At 60.4% G+C, this 20,020-nt stretch carries 20 protein-coding genes and 1 tRNA gene; 10 read left to right on the forward strand and 11 right to left on the reverse strand.

What is annotated here, in order from left to right; all coding sequences use genetic code 11:
• Position 1 precedes the first annotated feature (1 nt).
• Positions 2-1,036 carry a lipopolysaccharide heptosyltransferase II gene (gene waaF, locus ACB042_RS19420; RefSeq protein ID WP_371178954.1) on the reverse strand — a complete coding sequence of 345 codons (1,035 nt, stop codon included), beginning with the start codon at positions 1,034-1,036 and terminating at the stop codon, positions 2-4.
• 276 nt (positions 1,037-1,312) lie between these two features.
• Here waaF and ACB042_RS19425 point away from each other — a divergent pair, with 276 nt between their 5' ends.
• Positions 1,313-2,089, forward strand: a complete 777-nt coding sequence (locus ACB042_RS19425; RefSeq protein ID WP_371178955.1) for a glycosyltransferase family 2 protein — start codon at positions 1,313-1,315, stop codon at positions 2,087-2,089.
• Positions 2,090-2,140: 51 nt separating this feature from the next.
• Here ACB042_RS19425 and ACB042_RS19430 read toward each other — a convergent pair whose 3' ends face one another.
• Positions 2,141-3,178 carry a glycosyltransferase family 9 protein gene (locus ACB042_RS19430; RefSeq protein ID WP_371178956.1) on the reverse strand — a complete coding sequence of 346 codons (1,038 nt, stop codon included), beginning with the start codon at positions 3,176-3,178 and terminating at the stop codon, positions 2,141-2,143.
• Positions 3,179-3,312: 134 nt separating this feature from the next.
• Here ACB042_RS19430 and coaD point away from each other — a divergent pair, with 134 nt between their 5' ends.
• Positions 3,313-3,795, forward strand: a complete 483-nt coding sequence (gene coaD, locus ACB042_RS19435) for a pantetheine-phosphate adenylyltransferase (protein ID WP_040069411.1) — start codon at positions 3,313-3,315, stop codon at positions 3,793-3,795.
• Positions 3,796-3,900: 105 nt separating this feature from the next.
• Here the strand turns inward: coaD and ACB042_RS19440 are convergent, their stop codons facing one another.
• The 6 genes from ACB042_RS19440 to radC form a co-directional block, all read right to left on the reverse strand.
• Positions 3,901-4,836 carry a VirK/YbjX family protein gene (locus ACB042_RS19440; protein WP_236368483.1) on the reverse strand — a complete coding sequence of 312 codons (936 nt, stop codon included), beginning with the start codon at positions 4,834-4,836 and terminating at the stop codon, positions 3,901-3,903.
• Positions 4,837-4,950: 114 nt separating this feature from the next.
• On the reverse strand, positions 4,951-5,763 hold the full coding sequence (gene mutM, locus ACB042_RS19445) for a bifunctional DNA-formamidopyrimidine glycosylase/DNA-(apurinic or apyrimidinic site) lyase (RefSeq protein WP_021231536.1): 813 nt from the start codon (positions 5,761-5,763) through the stop codon (positions 4,951-4,953).
• A gap of 24 nt (positions 5,764-5,787) precedes the next feature.
• Positions 5,788-6,243, reverse strand: coding sequence for a hypothetical protein (locus ACB042_RS19450; protein WP_371178957.1), 456 nt, complete (start codon positions 6,241-6,243; stop codon positions 5,788-5,790).
• Between the two features lie 93 nt (positions 6,244-6,336).
• Positions 6,337-6,504 (reverse strand): 50S ribosomal protein L33, encoded by a 168-nt coding sequence (gene rpmG, locus ACB042_RS19455; protein WP_005307500.1) that lies wholly within the window; start codon positions 6,502-6,504, stop codon positions 6,337-6,339.
• 11 nt (positions 6,505-6,515) lie between these two features.
• Complete coding sequence (rpmB, locus tag ACB042_RS19460) at positions 6,516-6,752, reverse strand: 50S ribosomal protein L28 (protein ID WP_005307492.1); 237 nt, start codon at positions 6,750-6,752, stop codon at positions 6,516-6,518.
• Positions 6,753-6,888: 136 nt separating this feature from the next.
• The gene (gene radC, locus ACB042_RS19465; RefSeq protein WP_371178958.1) at positions 6,889-7,575 is read right to left on the reverse strand and encodes a DNA repair protein RadC; all 687 of its coding nucleotides are present in this window, start codon (positions 7,573-7,575) and stop codon (positions 6,889-6,891) included.
• Positions 7,576-7,633: 58 nt separating this feature from the next.
• On the opposite strand from radC, the gene coaBC reads away from it, so the two are divergent.
• The 5 genes from coaBC to pgi all read left to right on the forward strand — a co-directional run bounded on the left by coaBC (position 7,634) and on the right by pgi (position 13,041).
• Positions 7,634-8,836, forward strand: a complete 1,203-nt coding sequence (coaBC, locus tag ACB042_RS19470; protein ID WP_042030379.1) for a bifunctional phosphopantothenoylcysteine decarboxylase/phosphopantothenate--cysteine ligase CoaBC — start codon at positions 7,634-7,636, stop codon at positions 8,834-8,836.
• 81 nt (positions 8,837-8,917) lie between these two features.
• Positions 8,918-9,376 carry a dUTP diphosphatase gene (dut, locus tag ACB042_RS19475; RefSeq protein WP_005339498.1) on the forward strand — a complete coding sequence of 153 codons (459 nt, stop codon included), beginning with the start codon at positions 8,918-8,920 and terminating at the stop codon, positions 9,374-9,376.
• Positions 9,377-9,445: 69 nt separating this feature from the next.
• A complete protein-coding gene (gene slmA, locus ACB042_RS19480) occupies positions 9,446-10,042 on the forward strand; it encodes a nucleoid occlusion factor SlmA (protein ID WP_005339495.1) in 597 nt (198 codons plus the stop codon).
• A 165-nt stretch (positions 10,043-10,207) separates the two neighbouring features.
• Positions 10,208-11,044 (forward strand): mechanosensitive ion channel domain-containing protein, encoded by an 837-nt coding sequence (locus ACB042_RS19485; RefSeq protein WP_005339493.1) that lies wholly within the window; start codon positions 10,208-10,210, stop codon positions 11,042-11,044.
• Between the two features lie 347 nt (positions 11,045-11,391).
• Positions 11,392-13,041 carry a glucose-6-phosphate isomerase gene (gene pgi, locus ACB042_RS19490; protein WP_123174042.1) on the forward strand — a complete coding sequence of 550 codons (1,650 nt, stop codon included), beginning with the start codon at positions 11,392-11,394 and terminating at the stop codon, positions 13,039-13,041.
• A 156-nt stretch (positions 13,042-13,197) separates the two neighbouring features.
• On the opposite strand, the gene ilvC is transcribed toward pgi, so the two are convergent.
• Positions 13,198-14,679 carry a ketol-acid reductoisomerase gene (gene ilvC / locus ACB042_RS19495; RefSeq protein WP_041210772.1) on the reverse strand — a complete coding sequence of 494 codons (1,482 nt, stop codon included), beginning with the start codon at positions 14,677-14,679 and terminating at the stop codon, positions 13,198-13,200.
• 221 nt (positions 14,680-14,900) lie between these two features.
• Here ilvC and ilvY point away from each other — a divergent pair, with 221 nt between their 5' ends.
• Complete coding sequence (ilvY, locus tag ACB042_RS19500) at positions 14,901-15,794, forward strand: HTH-type transcriptional activator IlvY (protein ID WP_110304577.1); 894 nt, start codon at positions 14,901-14,903, stop codon at positions 15,792-15,794.
• Here the strand turns inward: ilvY and ACB042_RS19505 are convergent.
• Positions 15,783-16,643, reverse strand: a complete 861-nt coding sequence (locus ACB042_RS19505; protein ID WP_371178959.1) for a hypothetical protein — start codon at positions 16,641-16,643, stop codon at positions 15,783-15,785. The two genes, ilvY and ACB042_RS19505, sit on opposite strands and share 12 nt — an antisense overlap.
• Before the next feature lie 180 nt (positions 16,644-16,823).
• Here ACB042_RS19505 and ACB042_RS19510 point away from each other — a divergent pair, with 180 nt between their 5' ends.
• Both ACB042_RS19510 and ACB042_RS19515 read left to right on the forward strand, forming a co-directional pair.
• Complete coding sequence (locus ACB042_RS19510; protein ID WP_005339486.1) at positions 16,824-17,015, forward strand: hypothetical protein; 192 nt, start codon at positions 16,824-16,826, stop codon at positions 17,013-17,015.
• A gap of 73 nt (positions 17,016-17,088) precedes the next feature.
• On the forward strand, positions 17,089-19,671 hold the full coding sequence (locus ACB042_RS19515) for a GNAT family N-acetyltransferase (RefSeq protein ID WP_371178960.1): 2,583 nt from the start codon (positions 17,089-17,091) through the stop codon (positions 19,669-19,671).
• A gap of 264 nt (positions 19,672-19,935) precedes the next feature.
• Here ACB042_RS19515 and ACB042_RS19520 read toward each other — a convergent pair.
• Positions 19,936-20,012 (reverse strand) — tRNA-Asp (locus ACB042_RS19520).
• Positions 20,013-20,020: the final 8 nt, after the last annotated feature.

Here is a 20,020-nt window from a genome sequence, read left to right on the forward strand (position 1 = left end):
CTTACTGGCTCTGCTCCAGCTTCTTGCAGGCATCGACCACCTGCTCCGGCGCCAGATCGATCAGGCACTTGAGATGGCCGAACTTGCAGGTGCGCTTGAAGCAGGGGCGACACGCGATGTCGGTGTGGACGATCTCGACCCGATCCGCCAGCGGCGGGGTGTAGAGAGGCGAGGTGGAGCCATAGACACCCACCAGCGGCCGGTTGAGGGCGGCGGCGATGTGCATCAGGCCGGAGTCGTTGGAGATGACCCGGCTGGCTAGCGCCATCAGATCGATCGCCTCGTGCAGGCTGGTCTTGCCCGCCAGCACGTGGCAGTTGGGGCGAGTCAGCAGATTGACCCGATCCCGGATGGTATTGGCCACCGGCACATCCTTGTTGGAACCGAAGATCCACACCTGCCACCCCTCGTCCAGATGCTGTTGGGCCACCACGGCGTAGTGCCCTTCCGGCCAGCGCTTGGCCGGGCCGAACTCGGCACCGGGACAGAGCACCAGCACCGGGCGGGCGCGATCCAGCCCCAGTCGCTCCAGCGCCTTGCTCTGGTTTATCAGATCGACATGGAGCGCCGGATGCGGAATGGTCGGGATATCGGCCCGACTCTTCATCTGCTCCTTGGGATAAGCGAGCGCCAGATAGCCCTCCACCATCAGCGGGAAGGCGGACTTGTTGCTGCGCAGGTCGTTGAGCAGGCCGTAGCGGCTCTCGCCCTTCCAGCCGGTACGGACCGGAATGCGGGCAAACCAGGGGATCAGCGCCGACTTCATGGAGTTGGGCTGGACGATGGCCTGATCGTACTTCTCCGCCGCCAGCTGCTTGCCGAGGCGGCGGCGCGCCACCAGTTTGAAGTCACCGTGGCCAAGGGGCATGGTGATCGCCTTGTCCACCTCCGGCATCCGCTCCAGCAGGGCGCAGCACCAGGCGGGGGCCATCACGTGCAGTTCGCACTCCGGATGGTTGGCCTTGATCGCCTTGTAGAGGCTCTGGGACATCACCATATCGCCGACCCAGGAGGGGCCGATCACCAATATTTTCATCACGCGTCTTCTCTCGGGACTGGCCCGGCTGTTAATCATCACTGGGCGAGATTATGCCCCAAGAATGACTGGATAAATAACAGAAGATCCTTGGCAGACGCTGCCGTCACCCCATTTTTCCAGCGGTGCCCCGCTTCCAACCGGACGAGACGAGACAGGCAAACAGCTGATAGAAACGGGCAATGGCGGCTCTCTCTTTGACCCGTTTTTCCGTTAGAATGGCCCATCAATACGCATTCGACCCGCCAGCCGGGCAATAACCGTGAGCCCACATTCGTGAAAAAACCGACTCTGGCTGCCGTTCTGATCGTCAAGAATGAAGCCGACAACCTGCGCAAGTGCCTCGTCTCCCTCGACGGACTGGTGGACGAGATCGTCATTCTGGACTCCGGCAGCCAGGACGAGACCCCGGCCATTGCCGCCGAATTTGGGGCCCGCTTCTTCGTCAACGCCAAGTGGCCGGGCTTTGGCAAACAGCGCCGACTGGCCCAATCCCACGTGCAATCCGACTGGGTGCTGTGGCTGGATGCCGACGAGCGGCTCACCCCCGAGCTGAAAACCGCCATCGCCAACGTGATGGCCAATCCGGCCAGCGATACCATCTACTCGATCCCGCGCCTCTCCTGGGTGTTTGGCCGCTTTATCCGTCACAGCGGCTGGTATCCGGATCGGGTGCTGCGTCTCTATCCCAAGGCGCTCACCAGCTATAACGAGGCGCTGGTTCACGAAAAGGTAGAAGTGCGGGCCAACATGAAGATCGTCAACATTCATGGCGACCTGCTCCACTTCACCTATCGGGATCTGGAGCACTATCTGGTGAAATCCGCCGGTTATGCCCGCGCCTGGGCCGACCAGCGCACCGCCCGCGGCAAGAAGGGCTCTCTCAGTCAGGGGCTGATCCACGCTGTCGGCTGCTTCCTCAAGATGTACCTGCTCAAAGCGGGTTTCCTCGATGGCAAGCAGGGGCTGCTGCTGGCGATCCTCTCCGCCCACTCTACCTTCGTCAAATACGCCGACCTCTGGGTGCGCCAGCAACCGCAGCAGCCGGAATAACCGTCATACGAAACAGGGCCCCGCGGGGCCCTGTTTGCATTGCTGCATACGTTATTTGCGCCAGAAAGGCGCCGCCCAGCGGGCCATCACCGGCACCATGGTCTTGGGATCGAGTTGACTCATATCCTCAGGATGGTCGCTATCCTCCGGAGGGCTGAAGGCGAGGTGACGCCCTTCGCTGTTGAGGGGCTTCCAGCGCAGCGGAGTGGCGGAGCGGCGCATCGGGAAGAAGCCGATGGTCGGCACATCGAGCGCGCCGGCGATATGGAGCGGGCCGGTACTGCCTGCCACGAACAGGGCGGCGTTAGCCAGCACCTGACAGAACATCGGCAGACCATCGCTGGAGCGGTAGATCCAGCCGTTGCCACCGTGGGCCAGCAACTCGGCCGCCAGCTGTTCGGCCATCTTCTCCTCGCCCGGGCCGGCGGTCAGCACACACTGCAGCTCGGGGCAGGCCTGATTGAGCTTGATGATGATGCGGGCGTACTGCTCGATGGAGAGGTTGTTGGCCGAACCGCCGCTGCCGGCGTGTACCATCAGCCAGGGGCGGCTGGCATCGAGCTTGAGCTTGAGTGCCAACTGCTCGCGCACCTGTAGCAAGGTCTCGTCATCGAACTGCAGGAAGGGGGTCTTGGGCTCCACCACGGCCACCTGCTGATCGGCCAGGAAGCGGCGGATCAGCTCCAGGTTGTACTCGGACTCCGGCTTCTGGGAGCGGGAGCGACGCTGCACCAGTCGCTGGTTGTAGAGCACCTGCGCCAGCTTGGTCGCCGGGGCCAGCCGGTAAGGGATGTGCGCCTTCCACACCAGCATGGCGTTGCGGGAGTTGGAGAAGAGGCAGATGGACGCGTCGAACGCCGCCGCCTTGATCCGCGCCAGCAGCACTCGCTGTTGCTCCTTGTCGGCCCGCACGCCCGGATCGATGATCACCTCGTCAATCCAGGGGCAGAGCCGGGCCAGCGGCGCCGTGTAGGCCGGAACCAGGGCAGTCACATGACACTCCATGGAGCCTTTGAGCATGGCGAAGCTAGGCCACGCCAGCATGAAGTCACCAATCTTGTCATTGCGAACGACCAGAATACGTTTCATAAAAAATCCCTTTGCTCCCTGTCACCAATGCAAGGAGGCTTGATGCGCGATGGCGTATTCTTGCCTGATGCACTGCTATTCTCAAGCGACGACCTTATAATGCGACCAAATTTCCAGGTTGCAGGACCGCAAAGATGACTACCAGGGTAATTTATCCCGGGACTTTTGATCCCGTTACCAATGGCCACGCCGATCTGATCGGCCGGGCCGCCAAGCTGTTTGACGAGGTGGTGGTCGGGGTCGCCAACAGCCCGAGCAAGCGCCCGCTGTTCGATCTGGCAGAACGTGTCCAGCTTGTCCAGCAAGTGACCAGCACGCTTCCCAACGTCAAGGTGGTGGGCTTCTCCGGTCTGCTGGTCGATTTCGCCAAAGAGCATCAGGCCAACGTGCTGATCCGCGGCCTGCGCGCCGTCTCCGACTTCGAGTACGAGTTCCAGCTGGCCAACATGAACCGCCGCCTGATGCCTGAGCTGGAAAGCGTCTTCCTCACCCCGGCGGAGGAGAACTCCTTTATCTCCTCCACTCTGGTGAAAGAGGTGGCGCTGCACGGTGGCGACATTCGTCAGTTTGTCGATCCCGTGGTGGCCCAGGCCATCGCAGCCAAACAGAAAGGGTGATCTCCTTCCATACTCGCCATTCCCAACGGCAACTACGAACAAGGGCTACCCACGGGTAGCCCTTGTTGTATCTCTCTCGCATGGAGAGGCCAGCCTGCTTGCCGGTTACTGACGGGCAAACCGCTCATTCATCTCCTGCACCAGCAGATCGAGCCACTCGTAGCGGCGCCGGTACATGGCCCGCTTCTTGGAGGCGATCTCCTCCAGCGGCTTGCGCGGCTGGGCTTGCAGGGCGACGAAGTTGGCATCCACATCCCGGGCGTCGAACTCCTGCCACAGCTCGTCATAATCGGCCTGCAAATTGGCTTTCTGCTTGCTGCTGTAGCGCTTGGCCTGAAACACGTGGGCCCGCTTGCGCACCGCCAGCACCTCTGCCGCCCCCATGGCCTGCGCCAGTTGCAACACCAGCTGCACCAGCAGGGATTTGGGCCGCAGGCCGTGCCCCTCTTTGGTCAGCTCGCGCACCCGATCCTGGGCATTGTCGACCGCAGGCTCCGGCCCCTGCATGGAGCCGATCATCAGAATCAAACGATCCACGCTACCCGCCAGCGAAAAGGCGCAGCTGTAGAGGCGCTGCCCCTCGCCGTTGACGATGGAGAGCGCCAGCTCGGCCTCGCGGCGGAAGGTGCCATCGTGGCGCATCAGAATGCGGCAGCCGCTCTGGGGATAGTGCCCAAGTTCGATCCCCTCGCCCAGATAGAGGGGGTCGATCAGCTGCGGGTAGCACTCCAGCAGCAACCGATAGTGATTTTCCAGCATCTCGGCCCGCTCACGGGCGCTGGCACAGGCGAAGCGATAGGGACGCATCGGCTTGTCGAGCAGCTCGGGATAGACCGCTGGCAGTGCCTTGAGCGAGTCGCACTGAAACAGGCTGAAGACCCGGCTCAGCGACTTGCGATAGAGCAGGCTGCGCAGCACGAACTTGCCGCGATTGAAGGTTTTCCGGTCACATCCCTCGGGATAGAGGAAGCGGGCCATGGATTTTGCGCAATAGCGCTCCTGCCGGGATAAATATTCCCAGTCTATTGATTTAACTGTCATTTTTATATTCTCAAACCGCCTGAACGGTCGGGATACTAGTGACAGCTGTGCAAATCTTCAACAGAGTGGAAATACGCTGTTACAACTTCCCCCGGATCGGGGCAAAAAATGCGCTCAGCGCTGGCAATGACTGCAAAAAACCGTGGTGCGCTGGCCCATTCTTGTCTCGGTCAGCAGGGTGTGGCAGTGGAAACAGGGCTGGCCGCCACGGCCGTAAACCTGCAACTGCTGCACGAAATAGCCCGGCTTGCCATCGGCGCTGGTGAAATCCTTGAGAGTAGTGCCGCCCTGGCGAATCGCCTCGGCCAACACGCGCTTGATCTCGGCCACCAGGGTTCCCAGCCGCTCGGCACTGATATTGCCCGCCGCCCGTTTGGGGTGAATGCCGGCAGCATAGAGCGCCTCGTTGGCGTAGATGTTGCCCACCCCGACCACCACCTGATTGTCCATCAGGAACTGTTTGATGGCGGTGCTGCGTCCCTTGGCGCGCTCACGCAGGTAATCAGCACTGAAGGCATCGGTGAGCGGCTCGGGCCCCAGCTTGGCGAGCAGCGCATGGGCTTCGGCCGGTTCGCGAGTCCAGAGCAGGGCGCCGAAGCGGCGCGGATCGTTGAGCCGCAGCAGCTTGCCATTCTCCAGCTCGATATCCACGTGGTCGTGCTTCTCGGCCGGGGTGCCGATATCCAGTACACGCAGGCTGCCGGACATCCCCAGATGAAGGATGGCGGTGCCGAAATCGGTCTCCAGCAGCAGGTATTTGGCACGGCGACGCACACGATGGATGGTGAGGTCCACCAGCTCCTGAATCTCACCGGGGATCGGCCAGCGCAGGCGGCCATCCCGCACCACCACGCGTGTCACCTTGATACCGGTGAGCCAGGGGGAGATCCCCTGACGACTGACTTCAACTTCTGGCAATTCGGGCATGGGCACCTCGCAAGGAAAAGAAACTCAGGGAGCAGGACGCAGCAGATCGCGATACTGCTCGGCAGTGAGGGCGAGCCAGAGACCAGAGGGCAGCTGAGCGCCATATTGGCCGCTGTTCTGATAGAGGCCGATCTCGACCGGATCGTTCTGGCCGGCAATCCACACCTTGATGGTCACCGGGGTACCGCGCACCACCTCGCCGGGGGGCAGCAACCAGTTCTGCCAGCGCGCCAGACGGGCATCCAGCTGAGCAGTGTCGAGCCCCAAATCCGGCACGCTGCGCCAGCCCTGACCGATCCGCTCAATCTGCCAGCTCGGCCCCTGCCAGGTGAGCACCACGGCCGCATCCGGCAGCAAGGGGCGAGCCCGCTTGGCGCTGTTCTCCTGCTGGGCAGTCTCCATACGATGCAACAGGGTGATCACGATCAGCACCACCACAATGATCACGTTATTCCAGCCTTTGCGGCTCAATTTGAACATGGCAAGCCTCCCTTTGAACCGGCAGTGTACTGAATTCGGCGCATAAAAAAACCCGGCACGAAGCCGGGTTTTTGGGAATGCAGCATCAAGTAATTACTTGATTTTGCCTTCCTTGTAGATCACATGCTGACGAACAACGGGATCAAACTTTTTGATCTCCATTTTTTCGGGCATGGTGCGCTTGTTTTTGGTAGTGGTATAGAAGTGACCAGTACCGGCGCTGGAGTTCAGGCGAATTTTCTCGCGAATACCTTTAGCCATGATCTAATTCCTTATACCTTAACACCGCTGGCGCGCAGTTCAGCCAGAACCACTTCAACGCCACGCTTGTCGATGATACGCATGCCTTTTGCGGATACGCGCAGGCTTACGAAGCGTTTTTCACTCTCAACCCAGAAACGGTGAGTGTGCAGGTTCGGCAGGAAACGACGCTTGGTGGCGTTGTTAGCGTGCGAACGGTTGTTACCAACTGCCGGGCGCTTGCCGGTTACTTGGCATACTCTAGACATGTCAGTCTCTCCAAATCTTACTTCATTGCTCGAGCAAATATCTGCCCCGCTGGCCTTCGATTGCGGGGCAAACAGAAGGCGGCATTTTATACAGCATCCGTGATCAAAGATCAACTAATACGGTGCCAGAGCACAGTTATAGCCAACCGCGCTCGGCAAAAGAAACCGTGATGCCATCACCGATCACCAAGTGATCCAGCACTCTGATATCGATCAGGGCCAAAGCGGCCGTGATCCGATCCGTGATCTGGCGGTCGGCCCTACTGGGCTCGGCGACGCCGGACGGGTGATTATGCGCCAGAATCACCGCGGCTGCATTATGTTTGAGCGCGATCTGCACGATTTCTCTTGGCCAGACGCTCGCCGAATCGATTGTGCCGTAAAAAAGCTCAACAAATTGAATGACTCTGTGCTGATTGTCGAGCAGCAGCAGGGCAAACACCTCGCGCGGCCTATCCCGCAGCTGGGCCTGCAGATAGTCGCGGGTCAGCTGGGGCGAGGTGAGGGCATCGCCCCGCTGCAGCTGCTCGGCCAGATGGCGCTTGGCCATCTCCAGCACAGCCTGTAACTGGGCATATTTGGCCGGGCCAAGGCCGTGGGCCTCGCAGAAAGCGCGCTGATCCGCGCCCAGCAGATTGCGCAGCGATCCGAACTGATTCAACAGGTTACGGGAGAGATCGACCGCACTCAGGCCATTGACGCCGGTGCGCAGGAAGATGGCAAGCAGCTCGGCATCGCTGAGCACCGTCGGCCCCTGTCGCAGCAGCTTCTCTCTGGGGCGTTCATCTTCCGGCCACTCCTTGATGCCAACCCCTGTCGTCATCCCCTGCCTGTGGTATCTTAGCCGACCAGTCAAAGTGAGCCGGATAGAGAAACAGCAGATGAGATTGGCCGATAAACGCATCCTGTTGGGTGTCAGCGGCGGGATCGCCGCCTACAAGAGTGCCGAGCTGGTACGCCGTCTGAAAGATCAGGGTGCCGAGGTGCGGGTGGTGATGACCCGCTCCGCCAAGGAGTTCATCACGCCGCTGACCCTGCAGGCGGTCTCCGGCCATCCGGTGGCGGACAGCCTGCTGGATCCGGCTGCCGAAGCGGGCATGGGCCATATCGAGCTGGCCAAGTGGGCCGATCTGGTATTGATCGCCCCCGCCAGCGCCAACCTGATGGCCCGTATGGCGGCCGGCATGGCCGACGAACTGCTCACAACCCTCTGTCTGGCCACCCCGGCACCGGTCGCCTTAGCGCCCGCCATGAACCAGCAGATGTACCTCAACGCAGCCACCCAGGCCAACCTCAAGACCCTGGCCAGCCGCGGCGTCCTGCTGTGGGGGCCAGACTCCGGCAGCCAGGCCTGTGGCGATGTGGGCCCGGGCCGGATGCTGGATCCCCTCGAACTGGTGGAGCGCTGCTGCCAGCAGCTGGCCGCCGAGCCCTTGCTGGCGGGCGTCAAGCTGCTGCTGACCGCCGGCCCGACCCGCGAGGCGCTCGATCCGGTGCGCTACATCAGCAACCACAGCTCCGGCAAGATGGGCTACGCCATCGCCCGCGCCGCTCGTGAAGCAGGCGCCGAGGTGACGCTGGTGAGCGGCCCGGTGGCGCTGGCCACTCCGGCAGGGGTCACCCGCGTCGATGTCGAGAGCGCCGAGCAGATGCACCAGGCAGTAATGAGCCGGGTGGGAGAATGCGACCTCTTCATCGGTTGTGCCGCGGTTGCTGACTATCGCCCCGAGCAGGTCGCCAGCCAGAAGATCAAGAAGAGCGGTGACAACGATCAGATGGTGGTGAAGCTGGTGAAAAACCCCGACATCATTGCTGCCGTCGGCGCCCTTTCAGACAAACCCTTCACTGTCGGATTTGCCGCCGAAACCGTGGATGTGGAACAATACGCCCTCGATAAATTGCAGCGAAAGCGGTTGGACATGATCGCCGCCAACGATGTATCCCGCGAGGGGCAAGGCTTCAACGCCGATGACAACGCCCTGACCGTGTTCTGGCAAGGGGGCCAGGCGCCTCTGCCGCTGGCCGACAAGCTGACGCTGGCCCGTCATCTGGTTGCCCTGATTGCGTGTCACTATCGGCGCTAAGCGTCCCGAAAGAACAAGACTCACGGCGCCCCGCCTTGCCAAGAGGGGCGCCAACACAAGATCCAACTGAAAAAGCGATTCATGACAACACAAATTGAACTGAAGATTCTGGATGCCCGTATCGGTACCGAGTACCCGCTGCCCGCCTACGCCACTCCCGGCTCTGCCGGCATGGACCTGCGCGCTCTGCTGGATGCACCGCTGACTCTGGCTCCGGGCGATACCACTCTGGTACCGACCGGTCTGGCTATCCACATCCAGGATCCGGGTCTGTGTGCCACCATTCTGCCCCGCTCTGGTCTCGGCCATAAGCACGGCATCGTGCTGGGCAACCTGGTCGGTCTCATCGATTCCGATTACCAGGGTCAGCTGATGGTATCGGTCTGGAACCGCGGCAAAGATGAGTTCACCATGCAACCCGGCGAGCGCATCGCCCAGCTGGTGATCATGCCGGTGGTTCAGGCCAGCTTCCAACTGGTCGATGAGTTCAATCAGAGCGAACGGGGTGAAGGCGGTTTTGGTTCTTCTGGTCGCCAATAACAGACCACACCAGCCCGATGGGCGGTGCTTAATAACAGAATCAAGCCATTGTTTTTTTTAGGGGAATCCATGGCAAGCAGTAATCAGAAACAGAGTCGGCGCGATCAGATCCTGCAGGCGCTCGCCCATATGCTGGAAACCAGTCCGGGTCAGCGCATCACCACGGCCCGTCTGGCGGCCGAGGTCGGCGTCTCTGAAGCAGCCCTCTATCGACATTTTCCCAGCAAGGCGCGGATGTTCGAGGGGCTGATCGACTTTATCGAGGATTCCCTGCTGTCACGGGTCAATCTGATCATGGCGGAAGAGAAGGACACCATGGCGCGCTGCCACCACATCCTGCAGCTGCTGCTGGTGTTCGCCGAGCGCAATCCCGGCATCACCCGCATCCTCAATGGCGACGCCCTGCTGGGTGAGCACGATCGGCTGCGGGATCGCATCAGCATCCTGTTTGACAAGCTGGAGACCCAGATCAAGCAGGTACTGCGCGAAAAGCGGCTACGCGAGGGTCAGGGCTTCCAGCTCGACGAGACCATGCTGGCCAATCTGCTGCTGGCCTACACCGAAGGCCGTATCAGCCAGTTCGTGCGCTCCGAGTTCAAGCTCAAGCCGACCGCCGGTTTCGAAGATCAGTGGCAATTTATCCGCAGCCAACTGCTGCAGAGCTGATGGTTTTTTCGCATCATTTAGCAAAAAGAAGGGAGGCTTTGGCCTCCCTTCTTTTTTGTGTCAGGTTTTTATGGCAGAAAAGAAGTACCAGATGCGACCCGTACTGTCGCGCTGCGGTGTTAGATTTATCCACCATAAACCTTTTAGAACCTGACAGGACATCCTATGGAACCCGAAATCATTACCGAAGCGCAGACCTGGCTGGTCAATAATCAGGGACTGCTGATCGAATACGGCGTCAATATCGCCGCCGCCCTGCTGACCCTGCTGGTCGGCTATATCGCTGCCAACCTCATCAGCGGTGGCGTGGTCAAGGTGATGCAGGCCCGCAAGCTGGACACCACCGTCACTCACTTCGTCGGCAGCATCCTCAAGTACGCCATTCTGGTGTTCGTGGTGATCGCCGCGCTGGGCCGTGTCGGCGTGCAGACAGCCTCCTTCGTCGCCATTATCGGTGCCGCCGGTCTGGCCATCGGTCTGGCGCTGCAAGGCTCGCTCTCCAACTTCGCTGCCGGTTTCCTGCTGATCATCTTCCGCCCCATCAAGGCGGGCGAGTTTATCGAAGTGGCGGGCACCGCGGGTGTGGTGCAGTCCGTTCAGCTCTTTACCACCACCCTCACCTCCGGTGACAACAAGATGGTAGTAGTCCCGAACTCCGCCATCCTCAACGGCACCATCGTCAACTACTCGCGTATGGATACCCGCCGCGTCGACATGACCTTTGGCATCGGCTACGGCTCTGACCTGCGCAAGGCCAAACAGATCCTCGAGCGTCTGGTAAGCGAAGAGCCGCGCATCCTGAAAGATCCGGCAGCCACCATCGCCGTTGCCGCGCTGGCCGACTCCTCGGTCAATATCGTGGTGCGCCCCTGGGTGAAAACCGCTGACTACTGGGGTGTCTGGTTCGACTTCCACGAGAAGGTGAAACTGACCTTTGATGCCGAAGGCATCGAGATCCCCTTCCCGCAGATGGTGATGCACATGCAAAAACCGCAGGCGTGATCGCGGTTCTGCTGCAACAGACAATGCCAGCCTTCGGGCTGGCATTGTCGTTTCTGGCCCCAGCCCATGGCCATGTCGATGCATAACCACGCCAACCGGATGAAAACAATTTCAGGCTATCGGGGTGGCCCCAATCATGAGCAAGCGCAAGATCCGCCTTGCTTTCGTGACACATAATCCCAATGTTCTGGTTGTATGCTCCCGGCAGTGACCCATTGCGGTAAAAGACAATCGGTAAAAATCTGTTACACGGGCCGCCCGATCGGCTCGCTATAATGCTCGGATAATAAGGTTTGGCGGGACCTTGCCTGCAAGGTTCAAACACAACTTGGCATTTCAGGAATCCTATGAAAAATATCAATCCAACCCAAACCCAGGCCTGGCAGGCACTGGAAGCCCACTTTGCAGCAAACAAAGAGACCCGACTCAAGGATCTGTTCGCGCAGGACCCGAAGCGCTTTGACAAGTTTTCCCTCACCTTCGGCGGCGACATCCTGGTTGATTACTCGAAGAACCTGATCACCGAAGAAACCCTCAAGTTGCTGATTGATCTGGCCAAAGAGACCGATCTTCGCAGCGCGATCGATGCCATGTTCAATGGCGACAAGATCAACATGACCGAAGGGCGCTCCGTACTGCACGTGGCCCTGCGCAACCGCTCCGACCGCCCCATCGAGTGCGACGGCAAGGACGTGATGCCGGAAGTGAACGCCGTACTGGCCAAGATGAAGGGCTTCTGCGAGAAGATCATCTCCGGCGAGTGGAAAGGCTACACCGGTAAAGCGATCCAGCACGTGGTCAACATCGGTATCGGTGGCTCCGATCTCGGCCCGGTGATGATCACCGAGGCACTGCGTCCCTACAAAAACCACCTGCAGATGCACTTCGTCTCCAACGTCGATGGCACCCACATCGCCGAGACCCTGAAGAAGATCGATCCGGAAACCACCCTGTTCCTGGTGGCCTCCAAGACCTTCACCACCCAGGAGACCATGACCAACGCCCTGACCGCCCGCGACTGGTTTATCAATATCGCCGGTGACAAGGCCCACGTTGCCAAGCACTTCGCGGCCCTCTCCACCAACGGCAAGGCCGTGGCCGAGTTCGGCATCGACACCAACAACATGTTCGAGTTTTGGGACTGGGTTGGCGGCCGCTACTCCTCCTGGTCTGCCATCGGCATGCCCATCGCCCTGTCTGTCGGTTTCGAGAACTTCGAAGCCCTGCTGCAAGGCGCTTTCGAGATGGACATGCACTTCGCTACTGCCTCCTATGAGCAGAACGTGCCGGTACTGCTGGCGCTGATCGGCCTGTGGTACAACAACTTCTACGGTGCCGAGTCCGAAGCCATTCTGCCGTACGATCAGTACATGCACCGCTTCCCTGCCTACTTCCAGCAGGGCAACATGGAGTCCAACGGCAAGTACGTGGATCGCAACGGCAAGCCGGTTGACTACCAGACTGGCCCCATCATCTGGGGTGAGCCGGGCACCAACGGCCAGCACGCCTTCTACCAGCTGATCCATCAAGGCACCAAGCTGATCCCCTGCGACTTCCTGGCGCCGGCCATCAGCCACAACCCGATCGGTGACCATCACCCGAAACTGCTGGCCAACTTCTTCGCTCAGACCGAGGCACTGGCCTTCGGCAAGAGCAAGGAAGAGGTCGAAGCCGAGTTCCTGGCTGCTGGCAAAACCCTGGAGCAGGTCAAGGATCTGGTGCCGTTCAAGGTGTTCGAAGGCAACCGCCCGACCAACTCCATCCTGTTCAAGAGCCTGACCCCGAAAACCCTGGGTGCCCTGATCGCCATGTACGAGCACAAGATCTTCGTACAGGGCGCAATCTGGAACATCTTCAGCTTCGACCAGTGGGGCGTGGAGCTGGGCAAACAGCTGGCCAACAAGATCCTGCCGGAGCTGGGCAACAACGAGGCTGTCACCAGCCACGACTGCTCCACCAACGGTCTGATCAACACCTGGAAAGCGTGGAAAGCCTGATTTATCCAGCCTTTCTGAATGCAAAAGCCCCGCTCGATGAGCGGGGCTTTTTTATGACTGTCAGGCTGAGTTTTCTGGCTGGCCGAGCGGGTGTCCAGTCCGACCGGCGACGGGGATCGTCATCCCCGCCCCTTCATCCTCCAGCCCGATGCGGGCTTAACCGCCAACGGCGATGCGCTTCATGTCTTTCATATAACCACGCAGTACCTGGCCGATTTTCTCGATCGGGTGGTTGCGAGTCGCTTCGTTGGCCGCCAGCAGCGCCAGGTTATCCACGCTCTGCCCTTCCGCCTTGCTGGCACCCAGATCACCCGCCTTCAGGGTCGGCATGAAGTGCTCGCGCAGCAAGGGCACGGCGGCGTTGGCGAACAGGTAGTTGCCGTACTCGGCGGTATCGGAGATGACCACGTTCATCTCGTACAGACGCTTGCGAGCAACTGTGTTGGCGATCAGCGGCAGCTCGTGCAGGGATTCGTAGTAGGCGGACTCCTCGTAGATACCGGAAGCCACCATGGTCTCGAACGCAAGCTCCACACCCGCCTTGACCATGGCCACCATCACCACGCCATTGTCGAAGTACTCCTGCTCGGCAATCTTGCCTGCAAACGCCGGCGCATTTTCGAAGGCTGATTTGCCGGTCTCTTCGCGCCAGCCGAACAGCTTGGCATCGTCTTCGGCCCAGTCGGCCATCATGCCGCGGGAGAACTCACCGGCGATAATGTCATCCATGTGCTTCTCGAACAGCGGGCGCATCAGGGTCTTGAGCTGCTCGGAGAGCTCGAAGGCGCGCAGCTTGGCCGGGTTGGAGAGGCGGTCCATCATCAGGCTGATACCACCCTGTTTCAGGGCTTCGGTGATGGTCTCCCAGCCGAACTGGATCAGCTTGCCAGCGTAGGCCGGGTCTGTGCCCTCGGCAACCAGCTTGTCGTAGCAGAGCAGGGAACCGGCCTGCAGCATGCCGCAGAGGATGGTCTGCTCGCCCATCAGGTCGGATTTCACTTCCGCCACGAAGGAGGACTCCAGCACCCCGGCACGGTCGCCGCCAGTGGCAGAGGCCCACGCCTTGGCGATGGCCATGCCTTCGCCTTTCGGGTCATTTTCCGGGTGAACAGCGATCAGGGTCGGCACACCAAAGCCACGCTTGTACTCTTCACGCACTTCGGTACCCGGGCACTTGGGCGCCACCATCACAACCGTGATGTCGGAGCGGATCTGTTGACCCTCTTCCACCACGTTGAAGCCGTGGGAGTAGCCCAGCGCGGCGCCCTGCTTCATCAGCGGCATCACGGTTTTCACCACGTCGGAGTGCTGTTTGTCCGGAGTCAGGTTCAGCACCAGATCAGCGGTCGGGATCAGCTCTTCATAGGTGCCGACCGCGAAGCCGTTGTCGGTGGCTTTCTGCCAGGAGGCACGCTTCTCGGTGATGGCGGCCTTGCGCAGGGCGTAGGAGATATCCAGCCCGGAGTCACGCATGTTCAGACCCTGGTTCAGACCCTGGGCACCACAGCCCACAATCACCACCTTCTTGCCCTTCAGCACGTTGCAGCCGTCCGCGAACTCTTCGCGCTGCATGAAACGACACTTGCCCAGCTGGGCCAACTGCTGACGCAGGTTCAAGGTGTTGAAATAGTTAGCCATGGTGATTGCTCCGTTCGATTGATTCCATGCCGGATAGCGGCGTTGTCTGAACCACTATAGCGCGGGACACTTATTGCCTGAACTGATATATTCGAAATAGTACGTTGCAATAACTGAAACGCTCACCCTTCATAATTGCCTGCTGAATGTACCGCGAGATGGCAGAAATAAGCCGCCAACCGCTGGATATCGGGCACACAAGCCGCGCCAGGAGCTGAAAGATGGACCTTCGCAATCTCGAGCTGTTTCTCCACCTCGCCGACTCCCTTCATTTCGGCAAAAGCGCCGATGCTATGGCGGTCAGCCCCTCCACCCTGAGTCGCGCCATCCAGCGACTGGAGCAGGAGACAGGCTGCACCCTGTTCGAACGGGACAACCGCTCGGTGCGGCTCACCCCCGCCGGCGAGAAGCTGCGCGAATTCGGCGGCGGCCTGTTGCAGGAGTGGCGTCAGCTCAAGCAGGAGCTCAAACGCAGCGATGAACCGCTGCAAGGTCGTCTGCGGGTCTTCTGTTCGGTCACCGCCAGTTACTTTCTGTTGCCCGAGGTACTGGAGCGCTTTCGCCGCCGCTATCCCCAGCTGGAGATCAAGCTGGAGACCGGTGACCCGGCGCTGGCGGTGGACAAAATTCTGGCCGACGAGGCCGATCTCGCCATCGCCGCCCGCCCCGACGCCCTGCCCGCCAAGTTGGAGTTCGCCAGCCTGCAGCTGGTGCCGCTGGTCTTTATCGCGCCGCGCAACGCCCCGCAACTGAACCAGTGGTTCCGTCAGGGAGAACCTGATTGGGAGCAGTTGCCAGTCATCCTCTCCGAGCAGGGGCTGGCCCGCAAACGCAGCGATCAGTGGTTTCGCAACAAGGGGATAGCGCCCAACATCTATGCCGAAGTGGCGGGTAACGAGGGAATCGTCGCCATGGTGGCGCTCGGCTGTGGCGTAGGATTGGTGCCAGCGGCGGTAATCGACCACAGCCCGCTCGGCGACAAGGTGCGGATCATCGACCTCAAACCCGCCTTCAAGCCATTTGATGTGGGGATCGGGGTGCTCAAGAAGCGGCTGGAGGAGCCGCTGATCCGCGCCTTCTGGGATACCGCGCAGAATCAGGGCTCACTGCGCTGACACCGGATTATAGATAAGGGCCGGATCGACCATCATGACGCGACTGGGCTGCGGCAAGTCGGGGTTGTGCAACTCGAGGCGCACCCGCTCATCCAGTTTCAACCGCCGAATGGTGCTGCCAAATCCCTCTTCAAAGACCCGGTCAAAAGCACCAGACTGCCGCGCCCGCAGCAGGCCAAGCTCGATGCGCTGGGCCAGCTCCGGATATTTTGGCGAGACAAAGAAGAGCAGCGCCAGCGGATAGCGAAACACCAGACGGGGCTCGATGGCGAGATCGGGATGCTGCCTTAGCTCATCCTCGACCTCGATGACCGAGCGCAGGAAGCAGTCAAAGCGCTTCTTGCGCAGCATGTTGAAGAGCGCCTCATAAAGATTGCCCACCGTCACCTTGAGGCCGTTAGCCCGCAGCAACTGGGTGTCTGGCCAGGATCTGTGCTGGCCGATGGAGAGCCCGGCGCGATGCCAGTCCGCCAACGATCCGATCGCGGCAAAACGCCCCTCATCCCCCTGCCGAACCAGACACACCCGCCATCCCAGCAGCCCCTTGGCCAGCGGAATGTGGATTGCCAGCAACTCCCGTTCTCGCTCACCATCGGGGGCAAAAACACCGATCTGAACCAGCTCGCCGCTGCGCAGCTCCTTCACCGCCCGCCCCTGCTCCATCTGCGGGCTGGAGACCAGCTGGTAAGGGCCATATTCGGGCACGGTGAGATCGAGAGAGAGGCGCAGCAACTGGACGACGGCGGGGTTGGGATGATCCAGCAGCAGATTCCAGGCGCGGATAGGCTGCTCGGTTGCCGATACGCCAACCGTCCACAGTGCCATGCACCACCACCAAACTCTGATCATCCTGTGCACCATCCGTGCCTCGTGCTCCTCGCCATACTATAACGCCAGCCAGCGTCTCAACGGCGCCCTCTCTGAAAGATGTGTGAGCGCTCTCGTGTCAAAAGTGACAATAGGCAAACCCGACAGGTCATCGCAGACTGAGCGTTCATCAACAAACGCCAAGGCGCAGGGAGGAGAGCCATGAAACAGCATCTGGTAGAGATCAAGGGTTCAACCCTGTTTGACGAGTATCTGCAAAGCATGGGCGTGCCCAGTACGGCGCTCGATCGGGAGCAGGATATCTATCTGCAGGAACGCCACCTGGGTGCCATTCGTCGGGTGCAAGGCGAACTGCGCTTTTATCTGCGGGCCAATGCACTGAACAAACGGTGATCAGGATCCGGTCACAGAACCCGCAGCAAAGGCGTATTAGACTGGTATCTTCCCCCTTTTGTCGGGAGTGCCCATGAAAGCAAGCGGTCTGGATCGGCTGTTCAAACCCCACTCAATCGCCGTGATCGGCGCCTCGACCGACCCGCTCAAGGCGGGTCATGTGATCGTGCGCCACCTGCTGGCAGGCCAGTTCAAAGGGCCCATCCTCCCCGTCACCCCGCGCAACAAGTCCATCGCCGGCGTGCTGGCCTATCCCGATATTGCCAGCCTGCCACTGACCCCGGATCTCGCCATCATCTGCACCAGGCGGGAGCGAGTCTTGCCATTGCTGGAAGCGCTCGGCCAAAAGGGCGCGGGGGCTGCCATCATACTGGCCGCCGACTTTTCCCCCGAGGAGCGGCTGGAGCTGAAACGGGTCTGCCAACAATATGGCATTCGCCTGCTCGGCCCCAACAGCATGGGGATGCTGCTGCCCGGCCAGGGGATTAACGCCAGCTTTTCACCCATTGCCGCCAAGCCGGGGCAGGTCGCCTTTCTGTCGCAATCCGCCGCCGTCAGCACCACCATTCTGGATTGGGCCAAGCAGCATGAACTGGGCTTCTCCGCCTTCATCTCCCTGGGGGATCACTGCGATATCGACTTCGGCCAGCTGCTGGACCAACTCTCCCGCGACAGCGTCACCCGCGCCATCTTGATCTACATGGACAAGTTGCACGACGCCCGCCACTTTCTCTCGGCGGCGCGGGCAGCCTCGCGCAACAAGCCGATCCTGGTGCTAAAAAGCGGGCGCCACGATCCGGCCCACGGCCTCGACAATGTCTATGATGCCGCCATCCGCCGTGCCGGCATGCTGCGGGTACGGGATACCCACGAACTGTTTGCCGCGGTGGAAACCCTCAGCCACTCCATGACCCTCAAGGGGGAGCGGCTCGCCATCATCTCCAACGGCCGAGGGCTGGCCAATATGGCGGTGGATGTGCTGCTGGAGCGGGGCGGCAAGCTGGCTCGCCCGCCACTCGATATCGGCAGCGATGCGACCATCACCACCTATCAGGAGGCACTGGACAACGTGTTGCAAGAGGATGGTATCGACGCCATCCTGATCATCCACGCCCCCTCGCTCACGGCACCGAGCGCGCCACTGGCCAGCCATCTTATTGCCCATCTGAAACAGCACCCCAGAGCGCGCCGTTTCAACATCCTCACCAACTGGGCGGGTGAATACTCGGCGCAGGAGGGGCGCAAACTCTTTACCGAAGCGGGCTTCCCGACCTACCGCACACCGGAAAGCGCCATGGCAGCCTTCATGCACATGGTGGAATACCGCCGCAACCAGAAGCAGTTGATGGAGACACCGGCGTCACTACATGGCAACCAGCTCAATGTCGAGCTGTGCCAGCAGCTGATCCGCCAAGCGCAGGAGCGCAAACAGCTAAGATTGGATACCCATCTGGTGCACCCAATTTTACAAGCCGCCGGTCTCTCGACCCTGCCAACCTGGATCGTCACCGACGCCATCGAGGCGACCCTCACCGCCGAGCAGATCGGCTATCCGGTAGCGGTAAAACTGCGCTCGCCCGATATCCTGCACAAGTCTGCCGTACACGGCGTGGTGCTCAATCTGCGCACCTCGACCGAAGTGGCGCAAGCTGCAGATGCCATTCTGGACAGGGTCAAACAGCATGATCCGGGCGCCCGTATCGAAGGGCTGCTGGTACAGCGCATGGCTCGCCGTAGCGGCGGCCTGGAGCTGCGGGTACGTATCCAGCAAGACGCCATCTTTGGCCCCGTCATTCTGCTGGGTGAATCTGGTGCGGAACCGCAGGAGATGGTGGCAGCGTTACCGCCGCTCAATCAGGCGCTGGCCCGTTACCAGATCATCGGTGCACTCAAGAGCCGTAAAATCCGCGAACAGGCGACGCCGGAACGACTGGATATCGATGCCTTGGGCCAAGTGCTTTGCCAGCTCTCCGAGCTATTGCTCGCCTTTCCTGAGATTCAGGAACTGGACCTGCACCCGCTACAAGCGTGCGACGCCGAAATGGTAGTACTGGATGCCAGCCTCACGCTGGCTGACCCCGCCAGCCCGGCCAGCAACCGACTGGCGATCCGCCCCTATCCTACCGAACTGGAGGAGGGTGCCTGGCTTAAAGATCAGCGCCATATCCTGCTGCGCCCGATCCGGCCGGAAGATGAACCGGCTCACAAGCAGTTCGTGCTGCAGGTCTCCGATGAAGACAGGTACAAACGCTTCTTCGCCGATGTAGGCGAACTGGGCCATGAAGAGCTGGCTCGCATGACACAGATCGATTACGACCGAGAGATGGCCTTCGTGGCAGTGGGGCAAGATGGCGAGCTGCAGGATCAGATCCTCGGCGTGGTACGCGCTATCTCGACTCCGGACCTGAGCGATGCCGAGTTTGCCATTCTGGTGCGATCGGACTTGAAAGGGGTGGGCCTCGGCAAACTGATGATGGAGAAGATCATCCGTTACGCCAAAGAGCAAGGGATTGGCCAGCTATCCGGCATGACCATGCCCAGCAATCGTGGCATGGTCAACCTCGCCAAACGGCTTGGCTTCAAGATCGATGTGCAAATGGAAGAGGGGGTGGTCAATATGGAACTTCCCTGCAACCAGCAGGCGGCAGAAGGCTGATTTGACCACCTGCAGGGTCGTTCAAATGGCAGTAAATAACTGATAAGGCTCGGATATAGCCAGAAAATGGTGAGCAGAACAGGCTTTTTAGTTCTCTTCCGGCAGGTAAAAGCCAAGTATTGGCTATTCAACACTCTAAAAGCACCATAGCCCAGTCGTCAGACTGGGCTACGTGTTGGCTCCGGTGTGCAAATCTGTGAGTCGCTGCGCAAAAATCGCCCATAGCAAAAAGGCCTTCCCAATTCGGGAAGGCCTTCATATTAGTGGCGGAGCGGACGGGACTCGAACCCGCGACCCCCGGCGTGACAGGCCGGTATTCTAACCGACTGAACTACCGCTCCGCATTCGG

Origin of the sequence: Aeromonas sp. S13(2024) (assembly GCF_041402405.1) — a bacterium.
Lineage (GTDB): Bacteria > Pseudomonadota > Gammaproteobacteria > Enterobacterales > Aeromonadaceae > Aeromonas > Aeromonas veronii.